Origin of the sequence: Paraburkholderia unamae (genome assembly GCF_003268775.1) — a bacterium.
Classification (GTDB): Bacteria; Pseudomonadota; Gammaproteobacteria; order Burkholderiales; family Burkholderiaceae; genus Paraburkholderia; species Paraburkholderia unamae.
The window spans coordinates 96,022-107,800 of sequence record NZ_QLSU01000027.1; the positions used below are offsets into that span (position 1 = coordinate 96,022).

12 protein-coding genes are annotated in these 11,779 nt (G+C 65.8%); 3 read left to right on the forward strand and 9 right to left on the reverse strand.

The window, feature by feature from the left end; all coding sequences use genetic code 11:
• Nucleotides 1-45: 45 nt before the first annotated feature.
• Complete coding sequence (locus C7401_RS33260) at nucleotides 46-303, reverse strand: hypothetical protein (RefSeq protein ID WP_112175957.1); 258 nt, start codon at nucleotides 301-303, stop codon at nucleotides 46-48.
• A 568-nt stretch (nucleotides 304-871) separates the two neighbouring features.
• Here C7401_RS33260 and C7401_RS33265 point away from each other — a divergent pair.
• Entirely contained in the window at nucleotides 872-2,566 is a 1,695-nt protein-coding gene (locus C7401_RS33265) for a phospholipase C (protein ID WP_112176025.1), read from the forward strand.
• Between the two features lie 195 nt (nucleotides 2,567-2,761).
• The gene (locus C7401_RS33270) at nucleotides 2,762-4,201 is read left to right on the forward strand and encodes a cytochrome-c peroxidase (protein ID WP_112175959.1); all 1,440 of its coding nucleotides are present in this window, start codon (nucleotides 2,762-2,764) and stop codon (nucleotides 4,199-4,201) included.
• A gap of 62 nt (nucleotides 4,202-4,263) precedes the next feature.
• Here C7401_RS33270 and C7401_RS33275 read toward each other — a convergent pair whose 3' ends face one another.
• The 8 genes from C7401_RS33275 to C7401_RS33310 all read right to left on the reverse strand — a co-directional run bounded on the left by C7401_RS33275 (nucleotide 4,264) and on the right by C7401_RS33310 (nucleotide 10,438).
• The gene (locus C7401_RS33275; protein WP_112175961.1) at nucleotides 4,264-4,602 is read right to left on the reverse strand and encodes a cupin domain-containing protein; all 339 of its coding nucleotides are present in this window, start codon (nucleotides 4,600-4,602) and stop codon (nucleotides 4,264-4,266) included.
• Between the two features lie 9 nt (nucleotides 4,603-4,611).
• Nucleotides 4,612-5,040 (reverse strand): OsmC family protein, encoded by a 429-nt coding sequence (locus C7401_RS33280; RefSeq protein ID WP_042260258.1) that lies wholly within the window; start codon nucleotides 5,038-5,040, stop codon nucleotides 4,612-4,614.
• Nucleotides 5,041-5,125: 85 nt separating this feature from the next.
• Nucleotides 5,126-5,923, reverse strand: a complete 798-nt coding sequence (locus C7401_RS33285) for a c-type cytochrome (RefSeq protein ID WP_112175963.1) — start codon at nucleotides 5,921-5,923, stop codon at nucleotides 5,126-5,128.
• Nucleotides 5,920-7,545 carry a b(o/a)3-type cytochrome-c oxidase subunit 1 gene (locus tag C7401_RS33290; RefSeq protein WP_112175964.1) on the reverse strand — a complete coding sequence of 542 codons (1,626 nt, stop codon included), beginning with the start codon at nucleotides 7,543-7,545 and terminating at the stop codon, nucleotides 5,920-5,922. The genes C7401_RS33285 and C7401_RS33290 overlap by 4 nt, the downstream gene beginning before the upstream one ends.
• Nucleotides 7,535-8,110 (reverse strand): cupredoxin domain-containing protein, encoded by a 576-nt coding sequence (locus tag C7401_RS33295; RefSeq protein WP_112175966.1) that lies wholly within the window; start codon nucleotides 8,108-8,110, stop codon nucleotides 7,535-7,537. Before C7401_RS33295 ends, C7401_RS33290 begins: the two co-directional genes overlap by 11 nt.
• A 28-nt stretch (nucleotides 8,111-8,138) precedes the next feature.
• Nucleotides 8,139-8,321 carry a hypothetical protein gene (locus C7401_RS33300; protein ID WP_112175968.1) on the reverse strand — a complete coding sequence of 61 codons (183 nt, stop codon included), beginning with the start codon at nucleotides 8,319-8,321 and terminating at the stop codon, nucleotides 8,139-8,141.
• 7 nt (nucleotides 8,322-8,328) lie between these two features.
• Nucleotides 8,329-9,687 carry a c-type cytochrome gene (locus C7401_RS33305; protein WP_444980878.1) on the reverse strand — a complete coding sequence of 453 codons (1,359 nt, stop codon included), beginning with the start codon at nucleotides 9,685-9,687 and terminating at the stop codon, nucleotides 8,329-8,331.
• Between the two features lie 22 nt (nucleotides 9,688-9,709).
• The gene (locus tag C7401_RS33310; protein WP_373864474.1) at nucleotides 9,710-10,438 is read right to left on the reverse strand and encodes a c-type cytochrome; all 729 of its coding nucleotides are present in this window, start codon (nucleotides 10,436-10,438) and stop codon (nucleotides 9,710-9,712) included.
• A gap of 410 nt (nucleotides 10,439-10,848) precedes the next feature.
• Here C7401_RS33310 and C7401_RS33315 point away from each other — a divergent pair, with 410 nt between their 5' ends.
• Nucleotides 10,849-11,589, forward strand: a complete 741-nt coding sequence (locus C7401_RS33315) for a FadR/GntR family transcriptional regulator (protein ID WP_112175972.1) — start codon at nucleotides 10,849-10,851, stop codon at nucleotides 11,587-11,589.
• Nucleotides 11,590-11,779 lie beyond the last annotated feature (190 nt).

An 11,779-nucleotide genomic window follows, 5' to 3' on the forward strand; every position in this document is an offset into this window, starting at 1 on the left:
TGGCGCGGCGCGCTGCGCGGTTCCAGGCCTGATTCGAAGCGCGGCTCAATGGCCGAAGAAAACGTCGCACTCGGGACGCGGCCAGCACATCTTGCCCGTGCGATGGCCCGAGGCGCCACGCGTATCCGGCGTGCCGCCATACGACATGTCGGTGCTGGCCTGGGCCGAAGCATCGGCGTCTTCAGTCATCGTTTGATGCGCGCGATCCTGCGAGACAGGCTCGTCCTTCGCGCGCGCCGTGCCCGGCGCGGCGGCCGCCACGGCCGTCACGCATGCGGCGATCAACGCCAAGCGCATGTTCATTTGAACCTCCTTTCTCGAGTGTGCGCCTTGGCCCCGCGGCGCTCGCGGCGCGAACGCACGCGAGCCGGGCGCAGGGCCTCGCTCGCACACTCATCTGGAAAGTCGGAATACCGGCGCGCAGCGCACGGCTGCCGAACGTGTTAGCTCACTGCTCCACGTGGGAAGCGCGCCCACGCATTCGGGGGCGGCACAGGGCGGCGCGACGCAAGGAGAAGGGGCGAGCGGGCGCGCAGAGAACATCCGCACTGCACTTTCAGTTATAGCTCGCGCCGCCGGGAGTGCAATCGGGCCATACACGGGTGCCTGGTAACCGTTGTTTCGGGCCGCGCCGCACGGCCGATATCTGCACGATTCTTTCGGTCGTGAAACAAGTCGAAAGGATTCGGAAATTAAACGTTCGCCGTGTAGTCATCTTGCGATGTTGTAATGCGCTCGCTCTGATGTAAGGCGCATTGGGGCTCGTTCGCTAGACGAGCCTCACCTGGAACGTGACGGCAGGGCGCACATGTGCGCGTCGCGTCCCAGGACCCAAAAGCAACTCAAACAATCGATGGAGCCCAACTACATGTTGTATCGCCGAGCACTACTCGCCCTGCCTTGTGCAGGCCTTGCCGCCGCCTTGTTTGCATGCGGCAGCAGCAATTCGAATACGTCGTCGTCGAGCACGACGACTCCCGTAGTGTCGGCGCAGGACGCGCTCACGACGGCCACGCCGATCAAGCACGTCGTCGTGATCTACGGTGAGAACGTTTCGTTCGACCACTACTTCGCCACCTACCCGAACGCCACCAACCCGAGCGGCGAGCCGGCCTTCGCGGGCGCTTCGGGCACGCCGACGGTCAACGGCCTCACGGGCACGCTGCTCACGGCCAACCCGAACTTCCTGAACACCACGGGCAACGGCACGGGCGCGGCCAATCCGTTCCGCCTCGACCGCACGCAGGCCGCCACGGCCGACCAGAACCACGCGTATACGGCCGAGCAGCAAGCGGGCAACAACGGCGCACTCGACCTGTTCCCGAAGTACACGGGTAACGGCACGAGCGGCGGCGCGGGCGCATTCGGCACGAAGGGCCAGGTGATGGGCTACTACGACGGCAACACCGTCACGGCGCTGTGGAACTACGCGCAGAAGTTCGCGATGAGCGACAACGCGTGGACCACGACGTACGGCCCGTCCACGCCCGGCGCGCTGGAAGTCGTCTCGGGCCAGACCAACGGCCTCGAACTCGTGAACACCTCGAAGCAGCCGGCCACGGCGACGACGTCGTCGTACTACATCCAGGACGGCGCGGGCGGTCTCACGATGATCAACGACGTCGACCCGGGCTATGACGTGTGCTCGAGCACGACCGATTCGGGCATGATCAACGCGCTGAACATCGGCGACCTGCTCAACGGCCAGAAGATCACGTGGGGCGGCTTCATGGGCGGCTTCAACTTGCAGACGACGAACTCGAACGGCACGACGGGCTGCAAGCGCAGCTCGATCGCGACGGCGGTGAACGCTGCAACGGCCGACTACATCCCGCACCACAACTGGTTCCAGTACTTCAAGTCGACGTCGAACCCGCAGCATCTGCGCCCGAGCGCGACGGCCGCCATCGGCTACACGTTCGAATCGGACGGCAAGACGGCCGACCCGGCGAACCACCAGTACGACACGGACGACTTCTTCGCGTCGGTCAAGGCAGGCAACTTCCCGTCGGTGAGCTTCCTGAAGGCTCCGGCTGCACAGGACGCGCACGCAGGCTATTCGGACCCGCTCGACGAGCAGCAGTTCGTGACGAAGGTCGTGAACTTCCTGATGCAGCAACCCGACTGGCAGAACACGGCCGTGATCGTGACGTATGACGATTCGGACGGCTGGTACGACCACCAGTACATGGCGCCGGTGCACTCGTCGTACGCCGCGGCTGACCAGCTCAACGGCAACGCCGTGTGCGGCACGGGCACGCAGCAAACGGGTGTGGCAGGCTCGCCGGCCAACGGCCGTTGCGGTCCGGGCACGCGCATTCCGTTCCTCGTGATCTCGCCGTGGGCGAAGGCCAACTACGTCGACCACACGTTCATCGATCAGGCTTCGGTCGTCCGCTTCATCGAGGACAACTGGCTTGGCGGCGCGCGTCTGGGCGGCGGCTCGTTCGACTCCGTGGCGGGCGACATGCGCAGCATGTTCGACTTCAGCGGCAAGGGCGGCCTGCCGGTGCTGTACCTCGACGGCACGCAGGGCACGCAGCTCAGCTCGGCACCGTCGATCTGATGATCTGATCGACGGCCGGCGCGAGGCTCGATCGCCCACACGCGCAGGTTTCGCGCGTGCAGGGCGGCGGGCCTCGCGCCGCCGTGACGTCTCGTGTGACGTCTTGTGGCTCACGCCGCGTGGCGCGCCCCTGGGGCTCGCTCGCGGCGTTCGGCTTTTTCCTTTCGTGGAACTTCGCAGAAGAAAGATCGCATCATGTCCGAGCTTTCCGCTTCGCCCAAACCTACCCCGTCTTCCCCCACGCCGCGCAAGGCGGCCAGGCCCGCGCGCCTCCTGCTGCGAGCCGCCGCCGTTGCCGTGGTCGCCGCGCTCGGCTTTTGCGCCTATGCCGCAGCGTTTCCGGCCGATGTGCCGGCCGCCGTGGGCGAGGTCGTCGAGAACCTGACCGGCGCGAACCCGCATCCCGTCGTGCTGCAACGCCCCCAGAGCGCGCCGCTTTCGGCGATGGCGCAGCTCGGCAAGCAACTGTTTTTCGATCCGGCGCTCTCGGGCTCCGGTCAGCAGTCCTGTGCATCCTGTCACAGCCCCGCGCACGCCTATGGCCCGCCCAACGGGCTCGACGTGCAGCAGGGCGGTCTCGCGATGAACCAGCAGGGCTACCGTCCGCCGCCTTCGCTCATGTACCTGTACCGCCAGCCGAACTTCAGCATCGGGCCGGACGCGGGCGAAAACGACGACGCGCCTACCGTCGCGCAGCAGGCCACGGCCGCCGCGAGCGTGGTGAAGTCGCAGAAGACGGCGGGCGGCCCGTCCACCTCGGTGGAGATGGTGCCGCAGGGCGGTCTGTTCTGGGACGGCCGCGCCGACACGCTTCAACAGCAGGCCTATGGCCCGCTGCTCAACCCGGTTGAAATGGCGAACACGAGCATCGAGCAGGTGGCGGGCAAGCTCGAAAAGGCCTCGTACGCGAAGCAGTTCACGGCATTGTTCGGAGCCCGAATTTTCAGCAACCCGAAGATGGCCGTGGCGGAGGCGATGTTCGCGATCTCGCGTTACCAGGTGGAAGATCCGTCGTTCCATCCGTATAACAGCAAGTACGACCGCTGGCTTGAAGGCCATGCGCGTCTCACGCAAGCCGAGCTACGCGGCCTGCGCCTGTTCAACGATCCGGACAAGGCGAACTGCGCGGGCTGCCACCTCTCGAAGCCCGGCAAGGACGGCCTGCCGCCCATGTTCACCGACTACCAGTACGAAGCGCTCGGCGTGCCGCGCAACCACAAGCTCGCGCAGAACCAGGACCCGCACTTCTTCGATCTGGGCGTGTGCGGCCCGTTCCGTTCGGACTTCAAGGACCAGACGCAGTACTGCGGCATGTTCCTCACGCCGACGCTGCGCAACACGTCCACGCGCACGGTGTTCTTCCACAACGGCATCTATCACACGCTCGACCAGGTGATGGCGTTCTACAACGATCGCAACACGGACCCCGGCAAGTTCTATCCGCGCGGCCCCGACGGCAAGATCGACAAGTACGACGATATCCCGCCGCAGCTCCAGAAGAACGTGGATGTGACCGATGCGCCGTTCGACCGCAAGTTCGGCGACAAGCCCGCGATGACGCAAGGCGACATCGAGGACATCATCGCCTTCCTCAAGACGCTCAACGACGAGCCGTTGCCGTCACAGCCGCAGTAAGGCCGCCGGGCCGCCGCGCCGACGTTCGGCGATGGCTTGCGCGGGCCGCGCGGCCCCCGGTCTTACTTGCCGCCCTGGGCAAGATGAATCGTGACGATCACGGAGGCGTCGTCGAGCGCCTCCAGCGCATGCGTTTCACCGGCGGCGAGCAACAGCATGTCGCCGGCGTGCATGGTGCGCGGGTCGCCGTTCACGAAAAAGCGGATCACGCCCTCGACGCATTGCACGGTGATCTCGCCCGCCACGCTGTGCTCGGGCAGCCGCTTGCCCGCAGGCAGCACGAGCCGGATCACCTCCAGTTCCTGCGCGCGGATCAGCGTGGTGGATTGCGCGTTCTTGAGCGCGCCGCCTAGCGGCCGGGCGTCGAAGACCTCACCCGGCGCGGCGTGGGGGATGGCCATGACAGTCCCTCAAACGAGCTTCGCGTTGAGCGTGATCTTCGCGTTGTTGGCGAAGAGTTTCGACACCGGACAGTTCTCCTTGGCGCCCTTCGAAAGCTCGTCGAACTTCGCCTGGTCGATGCCGGGAATCTTCGCGGTCATGTCGAGCTGGCAGCTCGTGATGGCGAAGCCTTCGCCCACCTTGTCGAGCGTCACGGTCGATTTCGTCTCGATGCTCTCGGCCGTGAAGCCCGCCTGGGTGAGAAAGAGCGAGAACGCCATCGTGAAGCAGCCCGCGTGCGCCGCGCCGATCAGTTCCTCGGGATTGGTGCCGGGGCCGCCCTCGAAGCGCGAGGCGAAGCCGTAGGGCGCTTCCTTGAGCACGCCGGTTTGCGTCGAGATGGTGCCCTGGCCGTCCTTGATCCCGCCATGCCACTTGGCCGATGCCGTCTTTTGCATGATGTTTCTCCGCGATATGGAAACGTCGAAATGACGAAAGGGGAGCGTGCGGGGCACGCAAGCGGCGTGCCCCGCACGCGGTATTTCAGGGTTGCTGTGCGGGCGTTTCGCCCGCGTACCACGCGGCGGCCGCGTCGATTTCCTCGGGCGTCATGTTGCGCGCGATGTTGCGCATCTGCTCGGAAATATCGTTGTGGCGCGTGCCGTTCGCAAAGGCGAGCAACTGCGCCTTCGTGTACGCGGCCGGCAGGCCGTCGAGCCACGGGCTGCCGATCTTGCTGTCCACGCCGCCGTGGCAGGACGCGCAAGCGGGGATGTTGCGCAGCGGCGCGCCGTGCGCGACGATGCCGGGCGCGCCGCCATGCAGGTGCGCGATCGGCTGCAACGAGGCGTAGTAGGCCGCGAGGTCGCGCATGTCCTCGTCGGAGAGGTCGCGCGCCATGGGCGACATCACCGCGTTCTGGCGCGCGCCCGTTTGAAAGTCGTGCAATTCCTTGAAGACCACGATGGCGAACTGGCCCGCCAGATTCGGCGAATTGGCCATGCTGATGCCGCGCGGTCCGTGGCACATCGTGCAGCGCAGGGCAAGCGTCGCGCCGCGGCCGATCGACAGGCTCGTCGCGCCGTCGAGCATGTGCGGCGTGAGTTCGACCGTGCTCACCTTGTAGTCGGGCGCGACCGCCGACTCCACCGGGTGCCACTGGCGCGGCACGCCGGCCGCGCTACAGATCGCATTCCAGATGCCCTGGAACTGCGGGTCGGATTTCGCGGAAGGCAGCCAGACGAAGCCGATCAGCACGGCGGCGACGAACACCACGATCGTCGCGCCCACGCCCGCGCGAAACCACACATTGCGTAACGAGAACAGGCGTTCGTCGCTCATCGCTGCGCTCCAATCGGGATCGCGGGCACCGCGGTCTGCGGTGTCGCGAGCAGTTGCGCAATGGGGTAGCCGTAGTTGGTGATGGTCAGCGCGACCATCAGCACGACCCACAGCGCGAAGCTGTTGAGCGCCACGGGCAGCGTGGCCGACTCGTGCACCGGCTTGCTGAAGCGATATTCCTCGGGCGTGACCACTTCGTTGCGATGGCCTTGCAGCAGCACCACGAAGAACAGGATGGCCGAGATCACGAGGATCAGCCCGCCTATCGCGGAGAGCACGACGAGCGCGCCCTGGCCCGCCAGCGCCGGGTCGCTGTAGTCGTAATAGGCCATGCGCCGCGGCATGCCCATGAGGCCGACGAGGTGCCACGGGAAGGTCGTCACGATCATGCCGATGAACCACAGCCACAGCTGCCAGCGCATGAGCTTCCAGTTCGTGAGCGCGCGGCCCGTGATCTGCGGCCACAGGTCGTAGGCGATGGCGAAGTACATGATGACGATCGCGCCGCCATAGATCAGGTGGAAGTGCCCCGTGATCCACTGCGTGTTATGCACGGGCTGGTCGAGCTGGTAGCTCATGTTGATGAGCCCGCCCGCGCCGCCGAAGCCCAGCATGACGAACGAGAACGCCACGGCCAGCATTTGCGGGTTGTGCCACGGCAGCTTCGCGATCCAGCCAAACGCCCCTTTGCCGCCGCGCAGCCGCCCGGCGATTTCCACCGAGGCGCAGATCGTGAACACGGTGAGGAGCGTGGGCACCGAAACGAGCGCCGTGAACACCGACTGCACGAACTTGAAGCCCGAGCCCACCTGCGGGTCGGTGAAGAGGTGGTGCAGGCCGATCGGCATGGCCACCACGAGGAACAGGATGAACGAGATGCGCGCCATCGAGTCGCTGTAGAGCCGGCCGCCGATCGCGCGCGGAATGATCGTGTAGTAGGCGATATAGGCGGGCATGAGCCAGAAGTAGACGATGGCGTGCAGCGTCCACGAGAAGAACACGCGCGCGAGGCCGGCGTCGATGGTATTGCGCCAGCCGAACGCGACCGGCAGGATCTGGAACAGCACCTCGATGGCCGCGCCCACGGCGGTCCAGCCCCACAGGTAGGCGCCGGCCGTGGTCGCGAACATGGCGAGCGGCAAGGGTTTGCCGGGATTTTCGCGTTTCCATTTCGCGGTGTTCACGCCCATCAGCGCGACCCAGATCCACGAGCCCACCACCACGAGCACGACGCCGAGGTAATAGAACACGTTGCCGATCATCGGCGGGTAGAAGGTGTAGAGCACCGAGGCGAGGCCGAGCGCCACGGGCACCGAGGCCGTGACCGCGCCGAGCGCGAGCAGGATGAAGCCGAGCCAGGCCCAGCGCACGCCCACGAGCGGCTTCTTGAGCGCCAGCTCGCTCACCGCGTAGCCAAAGCCCATGGCGATGAGCGTGGGGAACACGTAGCCCATCACGGTGCCGTGCTCCGTGACCGAACGGTAATAAAGCTCGGGGTCCTTGAGCCAGGGGTGCAGCGGGCTGCGCACCAGCATCTGCCATGCGCCTAGCAGCAGCGCCACGCCGAACACGATGAACGCGAGCCAGAAGTGGGCGAGTACGAGTCGCTTGTTATTTAACACAGCTGAGTCTCCGCGCGGAATTGCCTGCCTGATTCGCCATCTGCATGAAGGCATCCTTGTCGATGACCTTCACGTGCGCCCACATGCCCTGGTGCCCCGTGCCGCAATATTCGTGGCAAGGCATCAGGTGGTCAGCGGGCTTGTCGAAGGTCGTGCGGAACGTCGAGATATAGCCGGGCTCGACCATCGAGTTCAGGTTGGTGCCGGTCACGAGAAAGCCGTGCACGACATCGGCGCTCGTGGCGCGGAACGTAATGGGCGTATTCGCCGGCACGACGATGCATTGCGGCGTGAATGAATACTGCTGTGCGAGGATGCGCACCGTGACGGAGCCGTCGCTCTCCACCGCGCTGCCGAGATTCGATTCGACGAACTCGCCGGACACGTGCAGCGTTTCCGGGTCGACCAGTTCCACGCGCGAGGGCGGCATCATGGCCCAGTGCAGGCCCGTGAAAACCACCATGGCCACGAGCACGGCGACGAGCGCCACCATGAGCATCGCCCAGCGGCGCTCGACGCGCGCCGCGACTTCGGCACTGGCATGGTTATCGATGGGGTTCGACATGAGGCCGGCCTTTTCTTCTCTGTCTGGTTTATTGGATGACGCCGCGCGGCAGGAACACGATGAAGTAGAACGCGAACCACAGTGCGGTCACGATGGCGGTGGCGATGCCCGCGACCGCGAGCGCACCGCCTGGGCCGTTGGCCACGATCTCGTCGACCTGTTCGTGCTGCGGGCGCTCGCCCGGTTGTTCGGGTACGGGAGTCTCGATCATCGCAGCCTCAGAAAAGCGGTGCGGAGCGCAGCGCGTTCACTTCATGTTCGGAAACCGGCGTGCCGTGGTTGCCCCACGCCGTGCGGATATAGGTGACCACGGCCGCCACTTCCTCGTCGGAGAGCGACTGCGCGAACGGCGGCATGCCATAGGGCATCGGATTCTTGCGCGTGCCGGGCGCGTAGCCGCCGTTAAGCACCATGCGGATGGGGTTCACGGCCGAGTTCATCTGGATCGACTGGTTGTCGGCGAGCGGCGGGAAGTGCGGGGGCTTGCCCTGGCCTTCGGCCGCATGGCACACCGCGCATTGCGAGTCGTAAATCTTCTTGCCGAGCGGCACGAGACGGGCGGCTTCTTCCGTCACGAAAGTGCTCTTGGGCGACTTGTCGACTTCGCTGTTGTGGCCGGGCAGCGACTTCAGGTAGACGGCCACGGCGCGCACGTCGTCTTCGGTGAGGTACTGGAAGCTGTCGTAGACCACTTCGGCCATCGGCCCGTACACGGCGCCGCGCTTGGACACGCCCGCGTGCAGCAGGTCGACGATGTCCTCGATGCTCCAGTCGCCAAGGCCCGCTTCCTTGTTCGAGGTGAGCGAGGGCGCGTACCAGTTCTGCACGGGAATCAGGCCGCCCTGGAATTCCTTCGAGGCCGAGTTGCCGCCCAGCGCGTTGATGGCCGTGTGGCACATGGTGCAGTGGCCGAGACCTTCCACGAGATACGCGCCGCGATTCCATTCGGCGGACTGCTTCGGGTCGGGCTTGAACTCGCCCTGGCGAAAGAACAGCGTGCGCCAGCCGAGCAGCAGCGCGCGCTGGTTATACGGGAAGCGCAGATCGTGCGGGCGGTTCTCCTTGTGCACGGCCTGCGTGGAGAGGAGGTACGCGAAGATGGCGTCGGAGTCGGCGCGTGTGACCTTGGTGTACGACGCGAACGGCATCGCCGGGTAGAGCAGCGTGCCGTCGCGCGACTTGCCTTCGTGCAGCATGCGGTAGAACTCGTCGGCGGTCCACGAGCCGATGCCGTACATCTTGTCCGACGAAATGTTGGGCGTATAGAGCGTGCCGAACGGCGTTTCCATCGGACGGCCGCCGCCGAACATCTGCTCGGAGGGCACCGTGTGGCACGCAATGCAGTCGCCCGCGCGCGCGAGGTACTCGCCGCGCGCAATCAGTTCGGCGTTGCTCGCCACCGGCTTGGCGTTGGCCGTGGCCGCCGCCGCGGCCGCGCGCGCCGCGTCGGCGGAGTTGGCGCTGGGCGCGCCCGTCTGCGCGAGCGCGCTGGCGGCGACGCAGAGCGTGGCTGCGGCGAGCACCGCGCGGCAAGGCTTGAACGATGGCTTGAGCGATGAACGGAGAAAGGATCGGATTCTGCGCACGTCGGGGCCCCGGCTAGTTATGGACGCTGCCGCACGCGAGCGGCAGCGGCGAGGGCGCGGCTGGCGTCGTGTCGGCGGGCGCGGGTTGCGACGAGAGCCAGGCCGCGATCGCGGTGATGTCGCGATCGGCGAGATGCGTGGCGATGTCGTGCATGCAGTCCGGCGCGGCGGCGCGGCGCGTGCCGTAGCGGAACGCCCCGAGCTGCGCGCTGATGTAGTTCGCATGCAGGCCCACGAGCCCCGGAATGGCCGGCTGCATGCCCGTGAGCGCCGCGCCGTGGCAGCTCGCGCACGCGGGCACCTTGCGGGCAGCGTCGCCGTTCATGACGAGCGACTTGCCGAGCGCGAGCGTGGCGGCGTCCACGGTGGGCGTGACGGGCGGCGGATAGGGCGGACGCTCGTGCGCGAAGAATTCCGCAATCTGCTTGAGGTACGCGTCGGGCAGATACGCGAGCAGATAGTTCATCGGCGGATAGCTGCGCCCGCCGTCGCGAAACGCGATGAGCTGGTTGTACAGATAGCCCGCCGGCTTGCCCGCAAGACGCGGGAAGTAGTCGTTGTCGGTGCCTTCGCCGTGCGCGCCGTGACAGGCCGCGCAACCCATCACGCGGGCCTGCATCGTGTCAGGCGCGGGCTCGGCGGGCGGCGCCGCGTAGAGCGGTGCCAGCGGCAACGCGAGCGCAAGGATGAGGAAGACGATGCGGTTTCTCAATGATTCCCTCGTGGCGGATTGTGACGGCACAAACGCGTTGCGATTCGATATCAGTGGAAGCGCCGTCCGTGGGGATTCTCGTTTTCAATGACGGCCGGGGCGCACCTTCCGGAACAGATTATGGGAGAAAAAACCAAATTCGTGCCACGAGGCTGTGCAAAAAAATCTGCGACCGACAGCCGCGCGATAAATGTTTGCTAACACAACGACATCGGGTTTTGCGCGCGAGGCAAATTAGATCGGAATGCGAAATAAAATGAGAGCCGTTTCGAATGGAGAAATAGCGTGTGCGCCGGCGCGAACGGCTGGTCATCCGATGTCCTCCGTCCCGCGCATCGCGCCATTACGCCCGCTGCCACGACCGTTTCGGCCCTGTTGTGTGGTTGTCCGACAACGTATAATGGAACGATAAACGTACCTATCGAGCCAAGGAGAACCACATGGCGGAGTCGCTTGCCACGCCCATTGCCGCGCGTAGCCGCAATCTCGCCGAGCAGGTCGTCCACTACATCAATGAGCAGATCGCTTCGCGCACGCTCAAGCCCGGCGACAAGCTGTCCACTGAAAGCAGTCTCATGACGCAACTGGGCGTGAGCCGCACGGTGGTGCGCGAGGCCATCTCGCGCTTGCAGGCCATGGGGGTGATCGAAACGCGTCACGGCATCGGCAGCTTCGTGCTGGAGCCGCGCCGCGAGCCGCTCGATCTCGACGTCGTGCCGGCCAGCACGCTGGGCGACGTGCTGTGCGTGCTGGAGTTGCGCATCAGCCTCGAAACGGAGGCCGCGGGTCTCGCCGCCCAGCGTGCGAGCGAGCGCGATCTGGCTGGCATGCGCGCGGCGCTCGACGCGCTCGATGTCGTCATCCGCACGGGCGGCGACAGCTCGGGCGCGGACCTGGAGTTTCACGTCTCGGTGGCGCGCGCCACCGGCAACCGCTATTTCGTCGACATCCTCACACAGATGGGCGCGGCATTGATCCCGCGCCGTCGCGTCGATTCGGCGGGCATCGCGCATCGCGATCCCCAGGCCTACGCCGAACTCGTGAACCGCGAACACGAAAGCATTTTCGACGCCATCGCCCGGCACGATCCCGAAGGCGCGCGCGCGGCCATGCGCATGCATCTGTCGAGCAGCCGAGAGCGCTTGCGCCGTGCGGCGGTGGAGGCGGGGGAGAAGGCGTAGTTCAAAACGGCGCAGTTCAATACGGATTGATGACCTGCATGCAAAAACAAACAGCGGCCCGCGTGGCCGCTGTTTGTTTTTGTGCTGCGGGATCAGGTGCGCACAGGCTCGCCGGTCTTGTGGGGTCGGTGCGGGTATGCGCTAAGTCATCGTACAACATAATTGAACCGGGGAAGCCTTCCCGAACTCG

Bases quoted from the DNA above. Each gene is read 5' to 3' on its own strand.
- C7401_RS33260 (WP_112175957.1), bottom strand. From the start codon at position 303: ATGAACATGCGCTTGGCGTTGATCGCCGCATGCGTGACGGCCGTGGCG.
- C7401_RS33270 (WP_112175959.1), top strand. From the start codon at position 2,762: ATGTCCGAGCTTTCCGCTTCGCCCAAACCTACCCCGTCTTCCCCCACG.
- C7401_RS33275 (WP_112175961.1), bottom strand. From the start codon at position 4,602: ATGGCCATCCCCCACGCCGCGCCGGGTGAGGTCTTCGACGCCCGGCCG.
- C7401_RS33280 (WP_042260258.1), bottom strand. From the start codon at position 5,040: ATGCAAAAGACGGCATCGGCCAAGTGGCATGGCGGGATCAAGGACGGC.
- C7401_RS33285 (WP_112175963.1), bottom strand. From the start codon at position 5,923: ATGAGCGACGAACGCCTGTTCTCGTTACGCAATGTGTGGTTTCGCGCG.
- C7401_RS33295 (WP_112175966.1), bottom strand. From the start codon at position 8,110: ATGTCGAACCCCATCGATAACCATGCCAGTGCCGAAGTCGCGGCGCGC.
- C7401_RS33300 (WP_112175968.1), bottom strand. From the start codon at position 8,321: ATGATCGAGACTCCCGTACCCGAACAACCGGGCGAGCGCCCGCAGCAC.
- C7401_RS33315 (WP_112175972.1), top strand. From the start codon at position 10,849: ATGGCGGAGTCGCTTGCCACGCCCATTGCCGCGCGTAGCCGCAATCTC.